This window comes from Bradyrhizobium genosp. P (genome assembly GCF_049949265.1).
In the GTDB taxonomy this organism is placed as follows: domain Bacteria; phylum Pseudomonadota; class Alphaproteobacteria; order Rhizobiales; family Xanthobacteraceae; genus Bradyrhizobium.
In genome coordinates this window covers 132,352-154,402 of sequence record NZ_CP188195.1, presented here as the reverse complement: position 1 = coordinate 154,402, position 22,051 = coordinate 132,352, and the positions used below count along the sequence as shown (strand labels likewise).

The window sequence follows — 22,051 nt, the reverse complement described above, 5'->3', positions numbered from 1 at the left end:
GCTTCTCTCAAAGAGTGCAACGCCGATGGACATGACCAACATGCTGCGTGCGTTCTGCGACGCGGTCGAACAGCGCAACGGCGAGGCCTTCGCAAGCCTGTTCACCGAGGATGGCGTCTATCACGACGTATTCTACGGCGCGTTCGAGGGCCATGCGAAAATCGCCGAGATGATCGACGACTGGTTCTATCGCACCGCGACCGATTTCCGCTGGGACATGCACGCGCCCGTCAGCGACGGCGAGACGCTCTATGCGCGCTACACGTTCAGCTATCGCTCGACGCTGCCGGAAGCCAAGGGCGCGCGGGCGATGTTCGAGGGCGTCGCGATCATGCGGCTGCGTGACGGCAAGATCACGGAGTACCACGAGGTCGCCAACACCGCGCCGGCCTTTGTCGACCTCAACTTTGCACCAGAGCGGATCGCCAAGATCATGGCCAAGCAGGGCGGCGCGCTGAAGGCACGGCCGGAAATGGCGCGGCATCTGGCGCCATAGCTCCATCCGTCATTGCGAGCGAAGCGAAGCAATCCATGCTCCAGCATGCGCGGAGATGTGGATTGCTTCGTCGCTTCGCTCCTCGCAATGACGACGGAGAATTACGGCGGCGGCGGGTTGGTCATCGGCTTGCGCTGCGCCAGCGCCGCGACCGTCGATGTCCCGATCGGTCCCTGCTCGTCGTAGAGCCAGCATTCGCCGATCGCGACGCCATCGGTGGCGTGATGGTTGACCACCTCGAAGCCGATCCAGTTGGTCACCGGCAAACGATGCAGATAGATCGTGACGTCGCTGTTGATGTAGCCCAGCCCCTGGTCGCCGGCGTTGGCGAACGGGCTCGCGAAGTCGGCTCCGGTCGCGACATGGACGAACGGCGTCATCGGCACGCCCTCGACCAGGTCGCGCACCTCGCTCATCCAGAGCCGGCGCGGACCTGATGACCCCATGTGGCCGACAATCGGCCGCGTCTCCCATTTACCGTTCATGCCGAGCCTCGGATCGGTCGGCTTCGGAATGTCTGATGGCCGCGGCACCTCCCAGTTCGGCGGCGACCAGACATTGCCCGCTGCATTTTCCGTCTTGCGCAATAACTGGCAGGAGGCGCGCGCCATGCTGCTGCCGCCGGACAGGAACTCGGCCTCGATCATCCTGATGCGCAGTCCGTCGCGCACCAGCTTTGTCGTCACCTCGATCGGCGTCGTGATGTTGGGCAGGCGGAACATGTCGACGGTGAGCCGCGCCGGCACGAAATCATCGGCGCCGTGACGCTCCTCGATGACGAACGCGAGCAGGCCGATCACGACGCGACCGTGCAGGGATTCCGGACTCCACGGTCCGTTCGTAACTGACGTCGGCATGAAGCCGTCGCCGTGCCTGGTGAAGAAGGGATGGTTTGTCATGGCCCGCGACCATGAGGGGAACCGCACGATGAAATCAAGAGGCGGCGGCCACTTGCCATTCCTCTCGCACGGTCGCGTCGAGCTCGCTGTGAGCCTGTAACGCCAGCGCCGCAAACTCGTCGCGGCCGATCAATTGCGACAATGCCCACACCGCGGCGCCGCGCACCAGCGGGCTCGCATCGTCGAGCAGACGCCGCGCGTCATCGGCGAGTGCAGCATCGCCGGAATTGCCGATCGCGATTAGCACATTGCGCACAAAGCGGTCGCGACCGATGCGTTTGACCGGCGATTTCGCAAACAGCGCGCGGAAGGCCGGATCGTCGAGCCGCGCGAGATCGGCAAGATCAGGCGCGCGCAATTCGGTCCGCGCCGCGAGCTTGGCCTCGCGACCCTCCTGGGCGAACTTGTTCCACGGACACACCGCCAGGCAGTCATCGCAGCCATAGATGCGATTGCCGATCGCCAACCGAAACTCGCGCGGAATCGGGCCCTTGTTCTCGATCGTCAGATACGAGATGCAGCGCCGCGCATCGAGCTTGTAGGGGGCCGGAAACGCCGCGGTCGGGCAGATGTCCTGGCAGGCGCGGCAACTGCCACAATGATCGGTGTCGCCGCTATCGCGCGGCAGGTCGGATGCGCTGAAGATCGCCCCCAAAAACAGCCACGAGCCGAATTCGCGCGAGACGAGGTTGGTGTGCTTGCCCTGCCAGCCGATCCCTGCGGCCTGCGCCAAGGGCTTCTCCATCACGGCGGCGGTGTCGACGAATACTTTCACCTCGTCGCCGCTCGCCGTGGCGAGCCAGCGCGCCAGCGTCTTCAGCCGCTTCTTGATGACGTCGTGATAGTCGTCGCCCTGCGCATAGGCCGAGATCGTGCCCGAGGTGCGGCGCTCGAGGCTCTCCAGCGGATTGGCGTCAGGCCCATAGTTGACGCCGAGCATGATGATCGAGCGCACGCCGGGCCACAGCACGCGCGGATCGGCCCGGCGCTCCGGATTGGCGGCCAGCCAATCCATGTCGCCATGGCCGCCAGAGTCGAGGAATTCGAGGAAATATCTGCCGGCCTGCGCGGTCGCATCTGCAGCGGTGACCCCGATGCTGTCGAAGCCGAGCGCGCGCGCCTCGCGCGTCAACGCCGCCTTGAGATCATCTGGAGAAAGCCTGACCGGCTGGTTCAGAAGTCGAGATCCACGTAGGTCCGCGACGCCGGCACCCCGGCCAGCCACTCGCTGAGCAGCGGGCGGAACGACGGGCGGGACTTCACCCGCGCGTACCACGCCTTTGCCGCGTCGTCCTCGCTCCATGGCACGTCGCCCAGATAGTCGATCGCCGAAAGATGCGCCGCGGCGGCGAGATCCGCGTAGGTCAGCCGGTCGCCGGCGAGATAGTTCCGCGTCTTCGCCAGCCAGCCGATGTAATTGAGATGATAGCGCACATTGACCTTGGCCGCGCGCATCACGTCGGCGGCCGGCGGACCACCGCCATTCTCCTCGCTCATGAAGCGCTTGTAGATCCGCTCGGTCACCAGCGGGTTGGAGGCTTCCTCGAAGAATTTTTCGTTGAACCACGCCATCAGGCGGCGCACCTCGACGCGCTCGGCCATCGAGGCCGGCATCAGCCGCCGCTCGCCGGCCTCGGCGCCATGCGCCTCGTCGACATATTCGGCGATAACAGGCGCGCTCGGAATCGGCGGAAAGCCCTCGGCGATCAGCACCGGGGTGGTGGCCGCCGGATTGAGCGCAAGGAACGCCTCGCGCCGCTCCCAGACCCGTTCCTCCACCAGGCGCAGATCGAGGCCATACTCGCCGAGCACGAGGCGAATGAAGCGCGAATGCGGACAGAACGGATGGTGATACAGCGTGTACATGGAGTCCTTGGTAGTGTCGCGGCGCTTAAGAAACCATCAACCTTTGTGAACTGAGCCGGTGTGACTTGAACCTGTGTGACCCGAACTTGCGCGACTTGAACTTACACGACTTGGCCGAACGAGCTTCGATCGTCTGTATGTCGCGTCATCGCGCGAACCGGTAGCCACCCCCGCGCAGGACGTGGGTCACAAAAACGCTATAGCCCAGCAAATCGATCAGGCAACCTTTGTTTGCTGTTTTTTTGCGATTGCAGCAATTGGTGGAATAGGCGAGAAGGACGCGGTTTTTCCAGACCATTCTCCGGACATGGGGCAGGCAAGATCATGATGACGGATACGCTGCGGGCGGTGATTCTCGGAATTGTCGAGGGCGTCACCGAGTTCCTGCCGGTTTCTTCGACGGGACACCTGCTGCTTGCGGAACGCTTCTTCAATCTTGGCGAAGGCGATTTCTGGAAGAGCTTTGCGATCCTGATCCAGCTTGGCGCGATCCTGGCAATCCTCGTGCTCTACTTCGTGAAATTGTGGCGGATCGCGGTCGGCATGTTCTCCAATCCCGACGACCGGCGCTTTGTCATCGGCGTGCTGGTGGCGTTCCTGCCGGCGGTGGTGATCGGCCTGATTGCCGGCAAATACATCAAGGAATATCTGTTCAATCCGTGGGTGGTCTGCTTCAGCCTGATCGTCGGCGGCGCCGTGCTGATGTGGGTCGATCAGCTCGATCTGCATCCGCACGAGGACGACGCCACGCGGTTTCCGCTGCTGACCTATTTCTGGATCGGCGTTGCGCAGTGCCTGGCGATGATCCCCGGTGTGTCACGCTCCGGCGCCAGCATCGTGGCCGCGATGCTGCTCGGCGCCGAAAAGCGCGCGGCGGCGGAGTTCTCGTTCTTCCTCGCGATCCCGACCATGATCGGCGCGTTCGCCTATGATTTCTACAAGAACCGCGCCGATTTCACGACCGACAATCTCAGCCTGATCGCGATCGGCTTCGTGGTCTCGTTCGTCACCGCGCTGATCGTGGTGCGCGCGTTCCTCAACTTCGTCACCCGCCGCGGCTTCACGTTCTTCGCCTGGTGGCGCGTGATCGTCGGCACCCTCGGCCTGATCGCACTGGCGATGGGGAAGTAGGGGCGCTTGCTTCACCTCGCCCCGCCTGCGGGGAGAGGTCAGAACGCATCGTCAGATGCGTTCTGGGTGAGGGGGACTCACCGCGTACTGTCAGGCAGTAAATTTGCGGAGGCAGCCCCTCACCCCAACCCTCTCCCCGTAAGAACGGGGCGAGGGGGAGTAAGAGCCCTAAGCGCTCTTCTTCTGGAACTGCCCGGTCGCGCGGAAGCGCCAGAGATATTGCGGGGCGATTGCTTCTATCGAGTCAGGCGTGATGCCGAGGCCGGCGAATGTCAGCCCGGCGGCCTTCGCCGCCTCCGACACCACATTGTCCGAGCGCAGCATCGCCACCTGGTCCGGCGTCAGCTTGAACGCGCCGGGTGCGAATTGCAGGACCAGCGACTGCAGTCTGGCGAGGGCGAACGGCAGCGGCGCCAGCATGCGGTCGCGCTGGGTGATCTCGAGGATGATCTCCATGACCTCGCGCATGGTCAGCACTTCCGGCCCACCGAGCTCGTAAGCCGCATCGGCCTTGGGGTCTTTGTCGACAATGTCAGTCACCGCCCGCCCCACGTCGGCGACATAGGCGGGCTGCATCTTGTTGACGCCGCCGCCGACCAGCGGCAGCACCGGCGACATCCGGGCCAGCGCGGCGAAGCGGTTGGTGAACTGGTCCTCGGGCCCGAACATCAGCGACGGCCGCACGATGATGGCCGACGGTGCCGCCGCCTTGACCGCGGCCTCGCCGGCGGCCTTGGAACGGTAATAGCTGGAGGGCGAATTCTCGTCAGCGCCGATCGCCGAGACATGGATCATCCGGGCGCCGGCGGCCGCCGTCGCCTTGGCGACCGTCTCGGCGCCCTTCTCCTGGACGGCGCCGAAGGTCTGCCCGCCGCCCTCGGCCAGGATGCCCACCAGATTGATCGCGATGTGCGAATCGCGCATCGCCGCCTCGACCGAGGCCGGGTAGCGCACATTGGCCTGGACGGCGTGGATCTGCCCGACTTTGCCCAGCGGCTGGAGGTGGCCGGCGAGTTCGGGCCGCCGCACCGCGACGCGGACGCGATAATCGCGCTTGCAGAGCGCCCGGACCACATTCCGCCCCAGAAAACCCGATCCGCCGAAGACCGTGACCGTTGTTTCCAGGTTCGATGCCATGGGGTCCATTCCTGCCGGATTCGAGAGCCGTTGACGGGAGTTAGCCGTTTGGCGATACGCCATCGGTCCAATCCTGTACAGCGTATTTGAATTTCCAATCGCGAATTTGACAAGCGCGTAACCGAACCTTACTAAGCCGCTCCACATGCCCAGGTGGCGGAATTGGTAGACGCGCTGGCTTCAGGTGCCAGTGGCTTAACGGCCGTGAAGGTTCGAGTCCTTTCCTGGGCACCACCAGCTTTTTAAGCGATTGAAATCGCTGGTTTGCAGCGGATAAGCGGCTGACCGGTAGCTAACCACGCGCTGCTTAGCTCAAGGCGCCTCCGCGCCACTGTCATCCACGGTGCCGTGACGTTCCCGATCGGTGATTTTCGCTTCTCACGCTATACTGATATCAGGATATTCAGGCAATGAAGCCTGTCCGCTTCCTCGGCGATTCATTGAAGCGCTTGCGTGATTTCCCGGAGGGCGCGCGGCACGACGCCGGTTACCAGCTCGATCGTGTGCAACGTGGTGAGCAGCCGAGCGGACGACAGGCGAACCTATCGCGTTGTCTATACGGCGCGCCTCTCGGATGCGGATTACGTGCTGCACGCCTTCGAGAAGAAGACCTCTGCAACCGCCCAAAGAGACATTGATCTGGCGCGAAGCCGATTTGCGGAACTCACGAAGAGGCAAAAATGAAGAAGATGAAATCAGAGACTTATGAGAGCGTTTGGGATGCGGTTGCGGATACGCCATCGGAGGCTGCAAACTTGCGCGCACGTGCTGAGCTGATGCGCCAGATCGCAGCCATCATTAAGCGCAACAAATGGACGCAGGCCAAGGCCGCCGCGCAATGTGGAATTACTCAGCCCCGCATGAATGATTTGCTTCGCGGACGTGTATCGCACTTCTCGCTTGACGCACTGGTGAACATCGCCACGTCGCTTGGACGTCGCGTGCACGTCGAACTCGAGGTCGCCTGAGCGGCGCTGCGGCGTCCGGCGGGCTGATCTGAACGTCAAGCCGGATCGTCATCCTTCAGATACGACGCGACCCCATTTCCGAACGACCATTCGTCGCGCGCGTTCGGTGACAGCACCACCTGCACGTCCTCGCGCCGCAGGCCGGGCTTCTCGGCGAGGCGGTCGGCGATGGCCTTGTAGAGTGCCTTCTTGGTCGCGGTGTCGCGCCAGTTGCCGGCGACGATATGGATGAACACGACATCGTCGGTGCGGTGGATGCCGAGATAGTCGGCGTCGTAGACGAACTCCTCGGGCTCATGCTGGTGGATCATCTGGAAGCGATCGCCCGGCGGCACGTTGTAGGTGTCCATCAGGGCCTGGTGGATGCCGTCGGAGATGGCGCGGATATGCTCCCTGGACTTGCCCTTGAGGAGGGAGATGATGACGAGCGGCATGACGAGGGCTCCCTGGATTTCCGAGAGCAGATCGCGCGCAAGGTGTGAGGAGACCGTGACACGCGGTCAGCGGTTGCGATCACACCATCCGCTTGCCGCTCCGTTTCGCGACTGATCTCTGCACAAAATACATCGCGATCATCGAGAGGATCGACGTCGTCATGACGACATATCCGATCCGGTCGAAATGCAGCAGCGAGCCATCGGGATTCTCCGCGATGATCGCGGCGGCGAACACCGAGCCTAGTCCGCCGGAGAGCTGCTGCACGGAGGCGCTGATCGCGCTGAACGAGCCGCGCTGGCTCGGATCGGGGATCGCCGACATCAGCGCCTGCGACGGGATCATGCGCGAAAAGATGCCGACGAACATCAGTACGTTGACGATGATCGCGGTCGTCAAGGAGACTTGGCTGAGATGGGTGTAGATCAGCACCATGATGACGGTCACGATGCAGCCGAACACGAAGGTCGGGTATTTGCCGAACGCGTCGCTGGCACGGCCGACCAGCGGCCCGGTGATGATGCTGAACAGGCCGGAGACGAGGTAGATGGTTGGAAGGTGCACGATATCGATGCCGAGATTATGCACGGTGAAGGCGCTGCCGAACGGCATCAGCATGAATCCGCCGGTCGCCAGTAGCGTCGTCACCAGGAAGGCCAGCGTGTAGCGCGGCTGTCCGATGGTCGCGATCAGATGGTGGAACGGGTTGTGGTCCTGCTTTAGCCGCAGGTGCCCGTCGACCGGCTGCATCACGAATGCGATGGTCACCATGGCGACGATCGCCAGGCCGACGATCGCCGCGAAGGCGATGTGCCAGTTCCAGTGATTGGCGAGAAACAGGCCGGCCGGAATGCCGAGCACCTGGCTTGCGGCGAACGCGGTCTGGACGAATCCCATCACGCGGCCGCGCAGATGCAGCGCGAACAGGTCGGTGACGATGGCGAGTACGACGGAGCCGATCACGCCGCCGAACAACCCGGTCACGATCCGCCCCAGCAGCAGCACATGGTAGTTTGGCGCCAGCGCGCAAAGCAGCGTGCCGAGCGTGAATCCGGCATAGAAGAACAACAGCAGGCGCTTGCGGTCGAAACGGTCGGCAAAGCCGGCGGCAAGGATGCCCGACAATCCCGCGCTGAACGCGTAGGCCGACACCGCCACGCCGAACTGTCCGGCCGTGATGTTGAGCGCGGGCATCAGGATGGCGCCGAGCGGCGACATGATGATGAAGTCGAGGATGATCGTGAACTGCGTGAAGGCAAGCAGCGCGATCAGAATCGACTGGTAGCGCGTAAACCCGCGCGACAGTTCCTGTGGGGCGTCGATCGGCGCTGCGAGGGTCTGTTCGGACATGAGGCTCATTTCATTGGGAGACGGGCGGGCGAGGGGCTGGCAAGAGATAGGGAGGGTGCGGGGCGATTTCACGAGGCGGCTGCGGAAGTGTTGCCGGTCCGCGTGTGGTCGAAGGAACTCGGCGCGTTAGTGCGGCGCAATTGCCACGCTCACAGTTCCACATCGCCCGCTCGGCACGGGCTATTCGGGGAATAGCAGCGCTTCATAGTCCCGTGCTCCGTGCAAGATGTGAATGACTTCAACCGTATCCACGCCAACGTGAAAAAAAATCAGGAAGTTGCCGAACGGACGCCGGCGAACGCCAAGATGCTCGTAACGCGGGACCAGCGGGTAACCGCGCGGAGCATCCGCCAAAGATTCACACCGTTCCCGCAACCTGCGAACGAGGTTGAGCGCATTCCCGAGGCTTTGTTCCGCGACATAAGTCGCGATCTGCTCGATGTCAGCCTCTGCTTCCGACGATCACGTGCGACCGGTCTTGTTGGCGAACTTTGCTTCGAGACGATCGAACACCTCGAAACTCGGCTTCACTCGCCCGGCCTCGACGTCGGCAAGCCTGCGCGCGATCGCCGCGTCCAGTGCGGCCAGCCGAGCTTCACGTTCCTGAACGAGCCGCACACCCTCGCGGAGTACCTCGCTTTTGGACTGGTAGCGGCCTGAATCCACGAGCTTGGTCACAAAAGCCTCGAGGGTTTCTCCGAGATCTGCACTCATTGCCATGAGGGCCTCCATTCGATCTCAACAATAACTATTATTGGATTGTCCGCCGTTCAACCCGGCAGCATCGCGGAATTGAGCGTTAGCCGGCTGGGCGGATAGGCCGACCACCAACGACCGTCCTTTGAGATCGGGGAAAACGCCGGTCTGGCCGGGGTTTAGCGGCCGCGTTCCGCTCGCATCGCCGCCAATTGGACGCTACTGTCTCGCCGAATCGACATTTGGAACCCGAGGCCTTTTTCATGACCATCCGCCTGCATCGCGGCGACCTGCCGGATTTGTCCCGCTATACCGATTCGGTTGCGATCGACACCGAGACCATGGGGCTGCATCCGCATCGTGACCGGCTCTGCGTGGTGCAGATGTCGAACGGCGACGGCACCGCCGACGTGATCCAGATCCCGAAGGGGCACACCGATTCGCCGAATCTGAAGGCGCTGCTCGGCAATCCCAAGGTCACCAAGATCTTCCATTTCGCGCGGTTCGACGTCGCCGTGCTCTACAGCAGCTTTGGCGTGATGCCGACGCCGGTCTATTGCACCAAGATCGCCTCGCGCCTGACCCGCACCTATACCGACCGCCATGGCCTGAAGGACCTGGTGCGGGAAGTCCTGAACATCGATCTGTCGAAACAGCAGCAGTCGAGCGACTGGGGTGCGCCGAGCCTTTCCGAGGCGCAGCTCGCCTACGCGGCCTCCGACGTGCTGCATCTGCATGCGCTGCGCGACAGGCTCAACGTCATGCTGGCGCGCGAGGGGCGGACCGACCTGGCCAAGGCCTGCTTTGAATTCCTCCCCTTCCGCGCCCGGCTCGATCTCGACGGCTGGGAAGCCGAGGACATCTTCGCCCATTCATGAACGGCGACGAATTCGGGCGCGGGAGGCACTTTCCGCCCCGTTTCGGCCAAACTGTTCACGCGAGGTCCCGCTCCGGGGCGCGACGCGAGGACTTTGTTTTAATGCGTTTTCTTGACGCGAACCCGTGTCTGCCGCGCCCGAAAACGCTTTGGCTGCATATTTGGGCAGCTGCGGGTAGAATGGGCCGCGATTTCGCGGCTCGGGAGCATTTGTGAGTTCGATTCAGGACCCATCCTATGTGGTCGGCCTCGAGGCCCGCTTCGCAGCGGCCGCGCGCCACAGCCGCATGGTGCGGATCCTGCGCATCGCGGTGCCGGCGACGGTGGTGTTGGCGATGGCGACGATCGTCTTCGTTTCGGTAGTCAATCCGTTCCGCGCCTTGATGCCCAAGTTGCCGGTCGAGATGGACAATCTCGTGGTATCAGGCACCAAGATAACGATGGAATCGCCGCATCTCGCCGGCTTCTCGGCCGATGGGCGGCCTTACGAGATGTGGGCCAAGGCGGCGATCCAGGACGTCACCGACCCCGATCATGTCGAGCTGAAAACGATCCGCGCCAAGGTGGCGCAAGCGGACGGATCGACGGTGGTCATGGACGCGCGTACCGGCTTCTTCGACCAAAAGCAGCAATTGCTCGACCTGCGCGAGGATATCTTCCTGCAGTCGTCTACCGGCTATGAAGCCAAGCTGACGCAGGCCTTCGTCGACATGAACAAGAACACCGTGACATCTGATGAGCATGTCGACGTCAAGCTGCTCGACGGCACGCTGACGTCAGACAGGATTCGCATCTACAACGGCGGCGAACTGGTGCGATTCGAGGGCAACGTGGTGATGAATCTGGACAAGCTCGGCGATAACAATCCACCCGCTGCCGAGCCGGCGCCGCCTCCTCCGCCGGCGCCGAAGACGCGCAGATCCGCCAACTCGAAATGATCCTGATGATGAGATTTTCTCCGCGCATCACGGCAACCGCGGCCTTCGTGCTCGCGCTGTTTTCCGCCGGCGTTGCCTCCGCGCAAGGCTCGATGACCGGCGTTCCCAACGCCATGCAGGGCTTCTCGCAGAACCGCGACCAGCCGATCCAGATCGAGGCCGCCGCGCTCGAAATGCGCGACAAGAAGAAGGAGGCGACCTTCTCCGGCAACGTGAAGGTGATTCAGGGCGACACCACCATGACCTCGAAAGTGCTGGTCGTGTTCTACGAGGACAAGTCAACCCAACCGGCGGCGCCCGCCGCGCCGGCCGCGCCTTCCAAGGCCGCGAAGGGCGCCGCTGCTCCGATGCAGGCGGCGGCCCCGGGCCCCGGCGGCGCCTCGTCGATCAAGCGGCTGGAGGCAAGGGGCAACGTCGTCGTCACCCAGAAGGATCAGGTCGTCACCGGCGAGACCGCGATCTTCGACACCAAGACCAATCTGATCACCATGCTCGGCGGCGGCGGCGGCCAGGTGGTGCTGACCCAGTGCCAGAACGTGCTGCGCGGCGACCGGCTGCTGGTCGACATGACCACCGGTGTCTCGCGGGTCGAGGCCGACAACGGCAAAGTCCAGGGGCTATTCATCCAGTCCCAGGACAAGAGCGGCGCCGGCAGCAAGGGGGGCTGCGGAACACCAGCCGCGCCCGGCTCGGCCCCGGCGCTTCCTTCGCTGCTTCCGGGAAGCCCAAGCAAGCCCAAATAGGATAAATCCAGGTAGGTCAGGATGCTTTTTCTGCGCGTTCTTGCCACCCCCGTCTGCATCCTCGCGGTGATCGCGTTCGAAAGGGTCTGCGCGCAGGGCGCAGCCTCCGTGCCCAACGCCATGCAGGGCTTCGCGCAGAATCGCGACCAGCCGGTCCAGATCGAAGCGGCCTCGCTTGAGGTGCGCGACAAGAAGAAGGAGGCCACGTTTGCCGGCCACGTGAAGGTGGTCCAGGGCGATACCACCATGACCTCAAAAATACTGGTCGCGTTCTACGAGAACAGCTCCACCCAGCCGGCGGCGCCCCTCCCGGACGCGAAGGGCGCGCCGTTACATTCCGCTAAACCTGGCCCCGGCGGCAGTTCCTCGATCAAGCGGCTGGTGGCGAAGGGCAATGTCGTCGTCACCCAGAAGGACCGGATCGTCACCGGCGAGACCGCGATCTTCGACACCAGGACCAATCTGATCACCATGCTCGGCGGCGTGGTGCTGACCCAGTGCAAGAATGTGGTGCGCGGCGATCGTCTGTTGGTCGACATGACCACCGGCCTCTCCCGGGTCGAATCCGACACGGGCAAGGTGCAGGCAATGGTCGGTCAGGGACAGGATTGCGGCAACGCACCGGCACCAATGCTGCCTTCCCCGAATCCAAGAAAATCAAAATAAATCAATATATATCAGCGTGTTATATAATATTTCGCAGGCGCGAGGTTGAAGCTCGCGCTGGGAGCCTGTATCTACTGGGGCGGTTCGGCTTCGAGGCGCATCTGAGGGGATCGTGGCGTCGGCCGGAGCAAGGGCATCCAATCATTCAAAGCGCTGTTATCGCGCTTTGCCGTTGTTTGAGCATGATCTCCGCGCAAATGCGTTCCGCTGATGTCGCGGGGAAAGCCGGTATCCATTTTTCCTGGTCATGCTTGTGAGGCACGCGTGCGAATCAAGTGGTCCGCAGGCAAGGTCGCGGGACACCGTAGAGGGCTAAAGCGAAGCGGGGATGGTGGATTTACTCGGCATGTTCCGGCGGCGCCCTGCGAAACGCGGTGCCGGATTTGCGCGCTCGCACGACGACATCACGGCGCTCGGCGATTCGTTCGGCGATATGCTGGCGAGCCCGGTGCGGGATGCGCCGCCGATGGCGCGTGCCGCCGCGGTTCCCGGCGTTGAATTGCGGCCCCAGCCTTCTGCCGAGCCGGCGCGTGCGGAAAAGCCGCGCGCCAAGAGCAACGGCGCCACCGCGCCGCGCCTGATCAAGCGGCCGGGTTACCTCGCTGTCCATAGTGTGGAAAAGAGCTTCGGCAGCCGCCAGGTCGTGCGCGGCGTCAGCATCTATGTGCGCCGCGGCGAAGCGGTCGGCCTGCTCGGGCCGAACGGGGCCGGCAAGACCACGGTGTTCTACATGATCACCGGCCTGATCAAGGCCGATCGCGGCGCGATCGAGCTCGACGGCCATGACGTCACGAAACTGCCGATGTACCAGCGCGCCCGCCTCGGCATCGGTTATCTGCCGCAGGAAGCCTCGATTTTCCGAGGCCTGACCGTTGAACAGAATATCCGCGCGGTGCTCGAGGTCGTCGAGACCTCGAAGAAGCAGCGCGAGCACGAGCTGGATTCGCTGCTCGACGAATTCAACATCACGCGGCTGCGCAAGAGCCCGTCGATCGCACTGTCCGGCGGCGAGCGCCGCCGCGTCGAAATCGCCCGCGCGCTGGCGACGCGCCCGAATTACATGCTGCTCGACGAGCCGTTCGCCGGCATCGACCCGATCGCGGTCGGCGACATTCAGGATCTGGTGCGGCATTTGACCAATCGCGGCATCGGCGTGCTCATCACCGACCACAATGTCCGCGAGACGCTCGGCCTCACCGACCGTGCCTATATCGTCTATGCCGGAGAAATCTTGACGGAAGGCAGCCCCGATGAGATCGTCAATGATCCGGACGTACGTCGCCTTTACCTTGGCGAGGAATTCCGCCTCTAGCGCAACATTCTGATCCGTCAAGCCATATACATTGGCTGTGGACTAAGATAAGCAAGAATCGAGCCAACTTTTTGGATCGTTTCTTGGGATCGTTCTTGCCTCCATGGCGCTGACGCAAAGATTAGAGTTCCGCCAGTCACAGTCGCTGGTCATGACGCCGCAGCTGATGCAGGCGATCAAGCTGCTGCAGCTGTCGAACCTCGATCTGTCGGCCTTCGTCGAGGAGGAACTGGAACGCAATCCGTTGCTGGAACGGGGGGCCGACGGCCCAGAACAGCCGGTGGCGGGCGAGCCCGCCATGGAGCGGTCCGACTATGCCGATGGCGAGGGCTCCACCAGCTATGGCGATGAGGGCGGCGATTCGACCGACATGGCCGGCGGTTCCAGTGGCGAGGCTTTCGAGCCCGGCCAGGAGGACTGGCTGAACCGCGACCTCGGCACCCGTGCCGAGATCGAGCAGACGCTGGATACCGGCCTCGACAACGTCTTCACCGAAGAGCCCGCCGAAGCCGCCGCGCGAGCCGCGCAGGATGCGCCGCCTTCGGTCTACACCGAATGGGGTGGCGGCGCCTCGAGCGACGACGATTACAATCTCGAAGCCTTCGTGGCCGCCGAGCTGACGCTCGGCGACCACCTCGCCGAGCAGCTCGCGGTGGCCTTCGAGGCGCCGGCGCAGCGCATGATCGGGCAGTATCTGATCGACCTGGTCGACGAGGCCGGCTACCTGCCGGTCGATCTCGGCCAGGCCGCCGACCGGCTCGGCGCGTCGCAACAGGCGGTCGACCAGGTCGTCGCGGTGCTGCAGAAATTCGATCCGCCGGGCGTGTGCGCGCGAAGCTTAAGCGAGTGCCTCGCGATCCAGCTGCGTGAGCTCAACCGCTACGACCCCGCGATGCAGGCGCTGGTCGAGCATCTCGACCTGCTCGCCAAGCGCGACATCGCGTCCTTGCGAAAACTTTGCGGCGTCGATGACGACGACATCACCGACATGATCGCGGAGATCCGCCGGCTCAATCCGAAGCCCGGTCTGAAGTTCGGCGCCGCGAAGACGCAAACCATGGTGCCCGACGTCTATGTGCGTCCGGGTCCGGACGGCGGCTGGCATGTCGAGCTCAACAGCGACACTCTGCCGCGCGTGCTGGTCAACCAGACCTATTACACTGAGCTGTCGAAGACGATCCGCAAGGACGGTGACAAATCGTACTTCACCGATTGCCTGCAGAACGCGACCTGGCTGGTGCGCGCGCTCGACCAGCGCGCCCGCACCATCCTGAAGGTCGCGACCGAGATCGTCCGTCAGCAGGATGGCTTCTTCACCCATGGCGTCGCGCATCTGCGGCCGCTGAATCTGAAGGCGGTCGCCGACGCGATCCAGATGCATGAATCGACGGTGTCGCGCGTCACCGCCAACAAGTACATGGCGACCAATCGCGGCAGTTTTGAATTGAAGTATTTTTTCACAGCATCGATTGCATCCGCCGACGGCGGCGAAGCGCATTCGGCGGAAGCGGTGCGGCACCACATCAAGCAGTTGATCGACAGCGAAGCGCCGGCGTCGATCCTGTCCGACGACACGATCGTGGAACGTTTGCGGGCGTCCGGCATTGATATTGCCCGCCGCACCGTCGCCAAGTACCGCGAAGCGATGCGGATACCATCCTCGGTGCAGCGCCGCCGTGACAAACAGAGCATGCTCGGTAATGCCCTTTCGGCGCCTGCCTCGTCTCCAGACCGGTCGCGCGATACGGCTGCAGTTTAGGTTATTTTTTGAGCATGATCTGGTCGGCCAACCGGTTGCGGCTTTTCCGGATCACGCGCGCGTTGCGTTCGCGTCAAATCGCGATACTCTCAACTCCCCTTCTTCTCAAAACACGACCCAGAAAGGCAGGTCGTCGAATTCCGAAAGCAACATGCTCCCGCAAGCGAGTGATCGAGGCATCCAGCAATCGAGGCATCAAATGACCCTTCGAATCTCGGGAAAGAGCATCAGCATCGGCGAAGCGCTTCGCGCGCGCGTCGGCGACCGCACCGACGAGGTCCTCCGAAAGTATTTTGATGGCAACTATTCCGGTCACATCACGCTGAGCAAGGATGGCTTCGGCTTCCGGACCGATTGCTCGCTGCATCTGGATTCCGGGATCACGCTGGAAGCGGAGTCCAACGCCACGGATGCCTATGCCAGCGCCGACGCGGCGCTGTTGATGATCGAAAAGCGCCTGCGCCGTTACAAGAGCCGGCTGAAGGATCGCTCGGCCCGCAAGTCCTATGCTGCGACTGCCGCGTTCGCCGAACTGAACGGCGTAGGGCTCGATGCGCCGAGCTATGTCATCGAGGCGCCCGAGAGCGACGACGAGGTCACCGAGTACAGCCCGGTGATCATTGCCGAGGCAACGACGGCGTTGAAGCGGCTGTCGGTCAGCGAGGCTGTCATGGAGCTGGATCTGTCCGGCGCCGCCTGCCTGGTTTTCCAGCACGGCGGCAGCGGCCGGGTGAACGTCATCTACCGCCGGACCGACGGCAATGTCGGCTGGGTCGATCCTCCGGCGGTTAACCCCTGAGATATATGACGCATGGCATTGACGGCCGAAGCCAGCCCTGCTTATGGTCCGCCGCCCCAAGGGATAAGGCAGCGGAACAGGGTTTGCAGGTGTTGGCACCGCCGACGCGTTGGAGTAGAAGCCCTGCCAACCGGGACCCGCGCTAAGGCCGTCTCCCGTCACACATTCTTGACACCACCGCTGTAACGCCTATTTCGCAACCTGACGGTTTCATTCACCTCGGAACGTCCCATGCCGATTACCGATCTGGTCGCACCCGAGGCGATTCTCCCGACCTTGAAAGTCATCAGCAAGAAGCAGGCGCTGCAGGAACTCGCGGCGCGCGCATCAAACCTGACCGGGCAGAATGAGCGCTCCGTTTTCGAGGTGCTGCTGCAGCGCGAAAAGCTCGGCACCACCGCCGTCGGCTACGGCGTCGCTATTCCGCATGGCAAGCTGCCCAAGCTCGAGCGGCTGTTCGGGCTGTTCGCCCGCCTCGAGCGCCCGATCGATTTCGAGGCGATGGACGGCCAGCCGGTCGACCTGATCTTCCTGCTGCTGGCGCCCGAAGGCGCCGGCGCCGACCACCTCAAGGCGCTGGCGCGAATCGCCCGCCTGCTGCGCGACCAGGACGTCGCCAAGAAGCTGCGCGCCTCCCGCGACGCGCAGGCGATCTACTCGGTGCTGGCGCTGCCGCCAGCGAGCGCGGCGTAGCCCAACTCAGCTGTAGCAACGACTTTGCGGGCACTTCGCCGCCCGTGGTACAGTTGCATTTATGACAAGAGCCGAAGCCCTCCAGAAGCTGCGTGAGCAGGCCGACGCCGTTAGGGCGCTCGGGGCGACATCGCTGTATCTGTTTGGTTCGACGGCGCGCGACGAGGCCCATGCGAAGAGCGACCTCGACCTCTTCATCGACTACGACTCTCGCAGCCGGTTCAATGCTCTCGACCTGGTGGCAACCAAGCGGCTGCTTGAAGAGAGCTTCGGCGTCGAAATCGATCTTACCACCCGCAAAGGACTTCATCCGCTGATTCGAAAGCAGATTGAGGCTGACGCGACGCGGGTTTTCTGAATGATCACGCGTTCCCCCTTGCTCCGTATCCACGACATGCTGGAAAGCATCCGTGGCATCGAGAGAGCGCTGGTGGGAAGACGGTTCGAGACTACGAGCGCTCGTGGCTGCTGCGCTCGGCAGTTGAACGTGGCATCGTGAAGCGCGCAAAAGAATCTAGGTTGCCAGGAAGTCGCGGCAAGCACCTCAGCAGATCGTCGGCAGCAATCGCCTGACTTCGTCGAGCAGTTCGGGGACCGCGGTTTCGTCGCCGGCGAGGTGCTTGAGCAGCGCGCTCTGGAACAGGCCGTCGAACAGCGCATAGAGCGCGGCCGGGGATGAGGCAGGCCGTGTGCCGCCGAGCTCGGCGTAGCGCGAGGCGATCCGCCAGATCATCGCTTCCAGGCTCTTGTCGATCTCGAGCACGTCCTTGCGAAACGCGGCCTCGAACATCGCCTGCGAGCGCAGATCGTACCAGAGCCGGTGCATGCGGGCTTCGTTCTGCAGCGTGGCCGCGAGCTTGGCGAGGAAACCCTCGGTCAATTCGTCGCGGCTCTGCGCCGAGGTCACCACCTCGTCATAGCGCGTCACGCATTTGGCCTTGTAGTGGCGGACGCAGCAGCAGATCAGGTCGAGCTTGTCGCTGAAATAGTAGTGAAACACGCCATGCGTGAACGCGGAGTTCTGCGCGATCTCGCGCAGGCTGGTGCGCGCGAAGCCGAGTTCGCCGAGCGTTTCCAGCGCCGCATCGGCGAGCTCGATCCGCCGTGCGTTGAATTTCTCGTCGCGCAGCACCTCGGCGGCTTCCGTCACCCGCTGCGCTGCGCCCGTCGCCCGTCGCGCCATCTCGCATCTTCCCTTTAGTCGCGATCTTTCGATCGCTTATAGCGCGCAAATCATGGCGCGCTCCATCCCCCTCACAACCATCCTCTTTGACACTTGTCAAATTTCGTCTTGACAAGTGTCCAGCTTCTGGCGGAGGTTCGACGAAATAATTTGGACAGTCGTCAAGACGTCGAACAGGGAGGAGATGCGTCGATTGGAGCGCCAAAGCTGCGCTTCGTCGGCACCGGCCATGACTGCCCCCACGCAAGGGCGCGCAGTCCGCCGGCACAGGCTGCCCATCGCGGCAGCACCAATCAATCACCAGCAACGGGAGGAGCACGTCATGAGTGAAAAGAGTCTTGCAGGCAGGAAAGCTTTGGTCACCGGTGGCGCCCGGGGCATTGGCGCCGCGATCGCACAGGCGCTGGCGCGGGCCGGCGCCTCGATCATGATCGGCGATATTCTCGAAAGCGTCGGCAAGGACACCGCCGGCGAGATCGCCAAGACCGGCGTGAAAACCGGTTTCGTCAAGCTCGACGTCACCGACGACGCCCAGTGGGAAATGGCCGTCGCAGCCACAGTCGCGACGCTCGGCGGCTACGACATCCTCATCAACAACGCCGGCATCGAGATCACCTCACTGGTCAGTGAGATCAAGGCCGAGGACGCGCGGAGGATGTGCGACGTCAACATCGTCGGCACCGTGCTCGGCATGAAGCACGCATTTCGCGCGATGCGGCCGGGTGGGCCGGCGGGCAAGGGCGGCGCGGTCGTCAACATCTCCTCCGTCGCGGCAACAATCGCCTTCCCGAGCATCGCGGTCTATTCGGGCACCAAATCCGCGGTCGACCGCATGACGCGGGTCGGCGCGATGGAAGCCGGCAAGCTCGGCTTCGGCGTGCGCGTCAACTGCATCTATCCCGGCCTGATCCCGACCGACATGGGCATGCAGCTCGCCAACGACATCGTGAAGGTCGGGCTCGCGGCCGACATCAACGCGGCGGTCGGCTCGGTGGTGGAGCAAACCCCGCTCGGTCGCCTCGCGGAAGTCGGCGACATCGGCGACGCCGCGGTGTTCCTCTGTTCGAACGAGGCCCGCTTCATCACCGGCATCGGACTGCCGGTCGACGGCGGCATGGGCATGTAACCACCAACGCGACAACAATCATTCTGGAGGATCGCAATGAGCGAAAAGAAGCCCGTCGTCGTCTATGGCGCTTCCGGCTACACTGGCCGGCTGGTGTGCGAATATCTGCGCGAGTACAACATCCCCTTCCTCGCCGCCGGCCGCAGCGGCGAGAAGCTCAACGCCGCAATGAAGTCGAACGTGGCCGGCATCGAGACCGCCGACTACGAGGTGGTGGAGGTGCCGCACACCGTGTCCGCGCTGACCGGGCTGTTCAATGGCGCCTCGGTGGTGCTCAACACAGTGGGCCCCTTTGCCAAATTCGGCGGCGAGGTGGTGCAGGCCTGTTGGGCTTCCAGGTGCCACTACACCGACACCACCGGCGAGCAGGACTGGTTGATCACGCTCGAACAGGAGTGGGGCGCGAAGTTCGCCAATGCCGGCCTGCTGCTGGCGCCGGGCATCGCGCAGATGTACACCACCGGTGAGATCGCCGCGCAGCTATGCCTGGAAACGCCCGGCCTCGACACGCTTGATATCGCCGTGTTCTGGGGCGGCAGCCCGACCATCGCCTCGACGCAGACCATCCTGGTCAACGCCGCGATGGCCAAGGCCTACTACCTGGAGCAGAACAAGTACGTCGAGCATCAGCCCGATGCCGGCCTCTACAGCCTCGCCATCCCCGGCCAGCACGAACTGGCTCTGGCGCTGCCCTGGGGCGGCACCTCGCACCCGGTTTGGTTCAAGCGCGATCCGCGCGTGGCCAACGTGAAGGTGCTGGGCGGCGTCTTCAACCGCGCGCTGATGCAGGCCGTGCCGCAGATCGTCGCCGCCGCACTGGATGCCACGAAGGACATGAAGCCCGACGAGCGCTACGCCGCGTTGGCGCAGACCGCCGCCGGTGTGATGAACAGCATGCCGCCGCGTGAGAACCCGCGCGTCAACAAGTCGATGGATTCGGTGCATGCCTCCGGCCCGCTGGGGCGCGCGCACTGCATCATCTACGGCAACAGCAACTACAAGCAGACCGGGCTGATGCAGGCCTATGCGGCGGCACACCTGCTGCAGCAGCCGCCCAAGCGTGTAGGCTTCGCCTCCGGCTGCCAGGCGTTCGGCCATCACGAACTGCTCGGGCAGTTGCGCAGCTTCGGCCTGGTCAGCAAGCCGATCCTTACCGTGCACGACTAAGATAAATCGCGGGTGGCGCAGTTACCTGCGTCACCCGCATCTCTTGCGGTGGGATTGACCATGCGCTTCATCGATTACCTCGACAAAGGCGCGTCGCTGGGCGCCGATGCGCCGTGCCTGACCATGGATGGGCGCGACCTCAGCTATCGCGACGTGCAGCGCCTGAGTTACCGGATCGCGCGCGGGCTTGACCGATCGGGCATTGCCGCCGGTGAGAAGGTCGCGATCCTCTCCGGCAACGATCCGATCGCCTTCGCCTGCGTGTTCGGCATCTCGCGGGCCGGCGCGGTGTGGTGCCCGATCAATCCGCGCAACGAAGCGGCCGAAAACAAGTTCATCCTCGATGCGTTCGACTGTAATCTCCTGCTGTTTCATTCGAGCTTCGCCTCGATGGTGGAAACGGTGCGGAGCGACCTGCCGAAGCTGCGCACGCTGGTCTGCCTCGATGCCGACTTGCCGTTTGCGCCGTCGTTCAAAAATTGGCTCAACGGCGTCGCCGACGGCCACTATCAGCGCGAACCCATCGACGACCTAGCGATGATCCCCGGCACCGGCGGCACCACCGGCAAGCCGAAGGGCGTCATGCTCTCGGGGCGCAACATCGAGGCGATGACCGCGCTGACGCTGATGGGCTATCCGTTCAAGGGGCGTCCGGTCTATCTGGCGCTGGCGCCGCTGACGCATGCCGCCGGCGTGCTGTGCTTTCCGATCATGACGCGCGGCGGCCGCATCGTGATCATGCATCACCCCGATATCGGCGAATTCCTCGCGCTGATCGCGCGCTATCGCGTCACGCACACCTTCCTGCCGCCGACCGTGATCTACATGCTGCTCGACCATCCGAAGCTCGACGCGGCCGACCGAGGCTCGCTGCAATGCTTCTGGTATGGCGCGGCGCCAATCTCGGCGACGCGCCTGGCGGAAGCAGTGCGGCGGATCGGGCCGATGGCGCAGCTGTTCGGCCAGACCGAAGCGCCGATGATGATCTCGACGATGGCGCCTGACGAGCACTACAATCCGGACGGCACGATCGCGATGGAGCGCCTGGCGTCGGCCGGGCGCATCAGCCCGCTTGTCCAGGCCGGCATCATGGACGGCGACGGCCATCTGCTGCCGACCGGCGAGCGCGGCGAGATCGTGGTGCGGGGATCGCTGGTGATGGAGGGCTACTACAAGAATCCGGAAGCCACGGCGGAAGCCTCGGCGCACGGCTGGCACCACACCGGCGACATCGGCTACCTCGACGAGGACGGCTACCTCTACATCGTCGACCGGGCCAAGGACATGATCATCACCGGCGGCTTCAACGTCTACTCGATCGAGGTCGAGAATGCGCTGCGCGCCCATGAAGCGGTGCAGGATTGCGCGGTGATCGGGCTGCCCGACGACAAATGGGGCGAGCGCATCGTCGCCGTGGTGCAGCCCCGCGCCGGCCACAGCATCGACGCAACGGAACTGGCCGCGTTCGTCAAGCAGCAGATCGGCAGCATCAAGGCGCCGAAGCAGATCGAAGTCTGGGACGACCTGCCGCGCTCCAAGGTCGGCAAGGTTCTGAAGCCGGACATCCGCGCGCGGCTGGCGGAGCGTTCAGGCAGCTAGGACGGTCGTTGGGTCGAAATCGCATTTAATGTCGCACAGCGTTTAAGGCTCGCTATTCGCCGAACGTGAGCGTAAAGTCGCATCATCACCGCCCTTCCCACGGCGTCCATCGGTGACTGAGGGTAAGAAGCGCTCCCGCCGAAAGAGGAGGAGCGCGTATGCCTCAATTTCGCTCGGCCGACTGGATCGTGCCGCCGCTGATTGTCCCATT

General features: G+C 63.5%; 25 protein-coding genes and 1 tRNA gene. 17 read left to right on the top strand and 9 right to left on the bottom strand.

Annotation, left to right across the window (positions count from 1 at the left end):
* The first annotated feature begins 25 nt into the window (after positions 1-25).
* Positions 26-496 carry a nuclear transport factor 2 family protein gene (locus ACP2YO_RS00765; RefSeq protein WP_426438200.1) on the top strand — a complete coding sequence of 157 codons (471 nt, stop codon included), beginning with the start codon at positions 26-28 and terminating at the stop codon, positions 494-496.
* A 101-nt stretch (positions 497-597) separates the two neighbouring features.
* Here the strand turns inward: ACP2YO_RS00765 and ACP2YO_RS00760 are convergent, their stop codons facing one another.
* The 3 genes from ACP2YO_RS00760 to ACP2YO_RS00750 are packed head-to-tail and all read right to left on the bottom strand — an operon-like array spanning position 598 to position 3,261.
* Positions 598-1,395 (bottom strand): acyl-CoA thioesterase domain-containing protein, encoded by a 798-nt coding sequence (locus ACP2YO_RS00760; protein ID WP_426438199.1) that lies wholly within the window; start codon positions 1,393-1,395, stop codon positions 598-600.
* A gap of 34 nt (positions 1,396-1,429) precedes the next feature.
* Positions 1,430-2,620: a tRNA epoxyqueuosine(34) reductase QueG gene (queG, locus tag ACP2YO_RS00755; RefSeq protein WP_426438198.1), complete on the bottom strand. Its 1,191-nt coding sequence runs from the start codon at positions 2,618-2,620 to the stop codon at positions 1,430-1,432.
* A complete protein-coding gene (locus ACP2YO_RS00750; protein ID WP_426438197.1) occupies positions 2,569-3,261 on the bottom strand; it encodes a glutathione S-transferase family protein in 693 nt (230 codons plus the stop codon). The genes queG and ACP2YO_RS00750 overlap by 52 nt, the downstream gene beginning before the upstream one ends.
* 324 nt (positions 3,262-3,585) lie before the next feature.
* Between ACP2YO_RS00750 and ACP2YO_RS00745 the strand changes: the two genes are divergently transcribed.
* Positions 3,586-4,392 carry an undecaprenyl-diphosphate phosphatase gene (locus ACP2YO_RS00745; protein ID WP_426438196.1) on the top strand — a complete coding sequence of 269 codons (807 nt, stop codon included), beginning with the start codon at positions 3,586-3,588 and terminating at the stop codon, positions 4,390-4,392.
* A 168-nt stretch (positions 4,393-4,560) separates the two neighbouring features.
* Here the strand turns inward: ACP2YO_RS00745 and ACP2YO_RS00740 are convergent, their stop codons facing one another.
* On the bottom strand, positions 4,561-5,529 hold the full coding sequence (locus ACP2YO_RS00740) for a complex I NDUFA9 subunit family protein (protein WP_426438195.1): 969 nt from the start codon (positions 5,527-5,529) through the stop codon (positions 4,561-4,563).
* A 147-nt stretch (positions 5,530-5,676) separates the two neighbouring features.
* Between ACP2YO_RS00740 and ACP2YO_RS00735 the strand changes: the two genes are divergently transcribed.
* From ACP2YO_RS00735 to ACP2YO_RS00725, 3 genes are all read left to right on the top strand, one after another.
* Positions 5,677-5,763 (top strand) — tRNA-Leu (locus tag ACP2YO_RS00735).
* Positions 5,764-5,982: 219 nt separating this feature from the next.
* Positions 5,983-6,213 carry a type II toxin-antitoxin system RelE/ParE family toxin gene (locus tag ACP2YO_RS00730; protein WP_426438194.1) on the top strand — a complete coding sequence of 77 codons (231 nt, stop codon included), beginning with the start codon at positions 5,983-5,985 and terminating at the stop codon, positions 6,211-6,213.
* Positions 6,210-6,497: a helix-turn-helix domain-containing protein gene (locus tag ACP2YO_RS00725; RefSeq protein ID WP_426438193.1), complete on the top strand. Its 288-nt coding sequence runs from the start codon at positions 6,210-6,212 to the stop codon at positions 6,495-6,497. The genes ACP2YO_RS00730 and ACP2YO_RS00725 overlap by 4 nt, the downstream gene beginning before the upstream one ends.
* A gap of 35 nt (positions 6,498-6,532) precedes the next feature.
* On the opposite strand, the gene ACP2YO_RS00720 is transcribed toward ACP2YO_RS00725, so the two are convergent.
* The 4 genes from ACP2YO_RS00720 to ACP2YO_RS00705 form a co-directional block, all read right to left on the bottom strand.
* Complete coding sequence (locus tag ACP2YO_RS00720; RefSeq protein WP_426438192.1) at positions 6,533-6,931, bottom strand: tautomerase family protein; 399 nt, start codon at positions 6,929-6,931, stop codon at positions 6,533-6,535.
* A 79-nt stretch (positions 6,932-7,010) separates the two neighbouring features.
* Positions 7,011-8,282, bottom strand: a complete 1,272-nt coding sequence (locus ACP2YO_RS00715; protein WP_426438191.1) for an MFS transporter — start codon at positions 8,280-8,282, stop codon at positions 7,011-7,013.
* A 180-nt stretch (positions 8,283-8,462) separates the two neighbouring features.
* A complete protein-coding gene (locus tag ACP2YO_RS00710) occupies positions 8,463-8,714 on the bottom strand; it encodes a type II toxin-antitoxin system RelE/ParE family toxin (RefSeq protein ID WP_426443504.1) in 252 nt (83 codons plus the stop codon).
* Between the two features lie 30 nt (positions 8,715-8,744).
* Positions 8,745-9,002, bottom strand: coding sequence for a type II toxin-antitoxin system ParD family antitoxin (locus ACP2YO_RS00705; RefSeq protein ID WP_426443503.1), 258 nt, complete (start codon positions 9,000-9,002; stop codon positions 8,745-8,747).
* 239 nt (positions 9,003-9,241) lie between these two features.
* On the opposite strand from ACP2YO_RS00705, the gene ACP2YO_RS00700 reads away from it, so the two are divergent.
* The 9 genes from ACP2YO_RS00700 to ACP2YO_RS00660 all read left to right on the top strand — a co-directional run bounded on the left by ACP2YO_RS00700 (position 9,242) and on the right by ACP2YO_RS00660 (position 17,123).
* Complete coding sequence (locus tag ACP2YO_RS00700; RefSeq protein WP_426438190.1) at positions 9,242-9,856, top strand: ribonuclease D; 615 nt, start codon at positions 9,242-9,244, stop codon at positions 9,854-9,856.
* Positions 9,857-10,067: 211 nt separating this feature from the next.
* The gene (lptC, locus tag ACP2YO_RS00695) at positions 10,068-10,793 is read left to right on the top strand and encodes an LPS export ABC transporter periplasmic protein LptC (protein ID WP_426438189.1); all 726 of its coding nucleotides are present in this window, start codon (positions 10,068-10,070) and stop codon (positions 10,791-10,793) included.
* The gene (locus tag ACP2YO_RS00690; protein ID WP_426438188.1) at positions 10,790-11,536 is read left to right on the top strand and encodes an LptA/OstA family protein; all 747 of its coding nucleotides are present in this window, start codon (positions 10,790-10,792) and stop codon (positions 11,534-11,536) included. The genes lptC and ACP2YO_RS00690 overlap by 4 nt, the downstream gene beginning before the upstream one ends.
* A gap of 21 nt (positions 11,537-11,557) precedes the next feature.
* Entirely contained in the window at positions 11,558-12,202 is a 645-nt protein-coding gene (locus tag ACP2YO_RS00685; RefSeq protein WP_426438187.1) for an LptA/OstA family protein, read from the top strand.
* A 328-nt stretch (positions 12,203-12,530) separates the two neighbouring features.
* The gene (gene lptB, locus ACP2YO_RS00680; RefSeq protein WP_426438186.1) at positions 12,531-13,514 is read left to right on the top strand and encodes an LPS export ABC transporter ATP-binding protein; all 984 of its coding nucleotides are present in this window, start codon (positions 12,531-12,533) and stop codon (positions 13,512-13,514) included.
* Between the two features lie 103 nt (positions 13,515-13,617).
* Positions 13,618-15,273 carry an RNA polymerase factor sigma-54 gene (gene rpoN, locus ACP2YO_RS00675; protein ID WP_426438185.1) on the top strand — a complete coding sequence of 552 codons (1,656 nt, stop codon included), beginning with the start codon at positions 13,618-13,620 and terminating at the stop codon, positions 15,271-15,273.
* Positions 15,274-15,472: 199 nt separating this feature from the next.
* Positions 15,473-16,072 carry a ribosome hibernation-promoting factor, HPF/YfiA family gene (gene hpf, locus ACP2YO_RS00670; protein ID WP_426438184.1) on the top strand — a complete coding sequence of 200 codons (600 nt, stop codon included), beginning with the start codon at positions 15,473-15,475 and terminating at the stop codon, positions 16,070-16,072.
* 231 nt (positions 16,073-16,303) lie between these two features.
* A complete protein-coding gene (gene ptsN / locus ACP2YO_RS00665) occupies positions 16,304-16,765 on the top strand; it encodes a PTS IIA-like nitrogen regulatory protein PtsN (protein WP_426438183.1) in 462 nt (153 codons plus the stop codon).
* A gap of 61 nt (positions 16,766-16,826) precedes the next feature.
* Positions 16,827-17,123, top strand: coding sequence for a nucleotidyltransferase family protein (locus ACP2YO_RS00660; RefSeq protein ID WP_426438182.1), 297 nt, complete (start codon positions 16,827-16,829; stop codon positions 17,121-17,123).
* A gap of 186 nt (positions 17,124-17,309) precedes the next feature.
* On the opposite strand, the gene ACP2YO_RS00655 is transcribed toward ACP2YO_RS00660, so the two are convergent.
* On the bottom strand, positions 17,310-17,948 hold the full coding sequence (locus ACP2YO_RS00655) for a TetR/AcrR family transcriptional regulator (protein WP_426438181.1): 639 nt from the start codon (positions 17,946-17,948) through the stop codon (positions 17,310-17,312).
* A gap of 322 nt (positions 17,949-18,270) precedes the next feature.
* Here ACP2YO_RS00655 and ACP2YO_RS00650 point away from each other — a divergent pair, with 322 nt between their 5' ends.
* The 3 genes from ACP2YO_RS00650 to ACP2YO_RS00640 are packed head-to-tail and all read left to right on the top strand — an operon-like array spanning position 18,271 to position 21,840.
* Complete coding sequence (locus ACP2YO_RS00650) at positions 18,271-19,074, top strand: SDR family NAD(P)-dependent oxidoreductase (RefSeq protein WP_426438180.1); 804 nt, start codon at positions 18,271-18,273, stop codon at positions 19,072-19,074.
* Between the two features lie 36 nt (positions 19,075-19,110).
* Positions 19,111-20,241, top strand: coding sequence for a DUF5938 domain-containing protein (locus ACP2YO_RS00645; protein WP_426438179.1), 1,131 nt, complete (start codon positions 19,111-19,113; stop codon positions 20,239-20,241).
* A gap of 60 nt (positions 20,242-20,301) precedes the next feature.
* Positions 20,302-21,840, top strand: coding sequence for an AMP-binding protein (locus tag ACP2YO_RS00640; protein ID WP_426438178.1), 1,539 nt, complete (start codon positions 20,302-20,304; stop codon positions 21,838-21,840).
* Positions 21,841-22,051 lie beyond the last annotated feature (211 nt).

What these genes read in the sequence shown, in the direction of transcription:
- ACP2YO_RS00765 (WP_426438200.1), top strand. Translation starts at nt 26, where the DNA reads ATGGACATGACCAACATGCTGCGTGCGTTCTGCGACGCGGTCGAACAG.
- ACP2YO_RS00760 (WP_426438199.1), bottom strand. Translation starts at nt 1,395, where the DNA reads ATGACAAACCATCCCTTCTTCACCAGGCACGGCGACGGCTTCATGCCG.
- ACP2YO_RS00750 (WP_426438197.1), bottom strand. Translation starts at nt 3,261, where the DNA reads ATGTACACGCTGTATCACCATCCGTTCTGTCCGCATTCGCGCTTCATT.
- ACP2YO_RS00745 (WP_426438196.1), top strand. Translation starts at nt 3,586, where the DNA reads ATGATGACGGATACGCTGCGGGCGGTGATTCTCGGAATTGTCGAGGGC.
- ACP2YO_RS00740 (WP_426438195.1), bottom strand. Translation starts at nt 5,529, where the DNA reads ATGGCATCGAACCTGGAAACAACGGTCACGGTCTTCGGCGGATCGGGT.
- ACP2YO_RS00725 (WP_426438193.1), top strand. Translation starts at nt 6,210, where the DNA reads ATGAAGAAGATGAAATCAGAGACTTATGAGAGCGTTTGGGATGCGGTT.
- ACP2YO_RS00720 (WP_426438192.1), bottom strand. Translation starts at nt 6,931, where the DNA reads ATGCCGCTCGTCATCATCTCCCTCCTCAAGGGCAAGTCCAGGGAGCAT.
- ACP2YO_RS00715 (WP_426438191.1), bottom strand. Translation starts at nt 8,282, where the DNA reads ATGTCCGAACAGACCCTCGCAGCGCCGATCGACGCCCCACAGGAACTG.
- ACP2YO_RS00705 (WP_426443503.1), bottom strand. Translation starts at nt 9,002, where the DNA reads ATGGCAATGAGTGCAGATCTCGGAGAAACCCTCGAGGCTTTTGTGACC.
- ACP2YO_RS00700 (WP_426438190.1), top strand. Translation starts at nt 9,242, where the DNA reads ATGACCATCCGCCTGCATCGCGGCGACCTGCCGGATTTGTCCCGCTAT.
- ACP2YO_RS00690 (WP_426438188.1), top strand. Translation starts at nt 10,790, where the DNA reads ATGATCCTGATGATGAGATTTTCTCCGCGCATCACGGCAACCGCGGCC.
- ACP2YO_RS00685 (WP_426438187.1), top strand. Translation starts at nt 11,558, where the DNA reads ATGCTTTTTCTGCGCGTTCTTGCCACCCCCGTCTGCATCCTCGCGGTG.
- lptB (WP_426438186.1), top strand. Translation starts at nt 12,531, where the DNA reads ATGGTGGATTTACTCGGCATGTTCCGGCGGCGCCCTGCGAAACGCGGT.
- rpoN (WP_426438185.1), top strand. Translation starts at nt 13,618, where the DNA reads ATGGCGCTGACGCAAAGATTAGAGTTCCGCCAGTCACAGTCGCTGGTC.
- hpf (WP_426438184.1), top strand. Translation starts at nt 15,473, where the DNA reads ATGACCCTTCGAATCTCGGGAAAGAGCATCAGCATCGGCGAAGCGCTT.
- ptsN (WP_426438183.1), top strand. Translation starts at nt 16,304, where the DNA reads ATGCCGATTACCGATCTGGTCGCACCCGAGGCGATTCTCCCGACCTTG.
- ACP2YO_RS00660 (WP_426438182.1), top strand. Translation starts at nt 16,827, where the DNA reads ATGACAAGAGCCGAAGCCCTCCAGAAGCTGCGTGAGCAGGCCGACGCC.
- ACP2YO_RS00655 (WP_426438181.1), bottom strand. Translation starts at nt 17,948, where the DNA reads ATGGCGCGACGGGCGACGGGCGCAGCGCAGCGGGTGACGGAAGCCGCC.
- ACP2YO_RS00650 (WP_426438180.1), top strand. Translation starts at nt 18,271, where the DNA reads ATGAGTGAAAAGAGTCTTGCAGGCAGGAAAGCTTTGGTCACCGGTGGC.
- ACP2YO_RS00645 (WP_426438179.1), top strand. Translation starts at nt 19,111, where the DNA reads ATGAGCGAAAAGAAGCCCGTCGTCGTCTATGGCGCTTCCGGCTACACT.
- ACP2YO_RS00640 (WP_426438178.1), top strand. Translation starts at nt 20,302, where the DNA reads ATGCGCTTCATCGATTACCTCGACAAAGGCGCGTCGCTGGGCGCCGAT.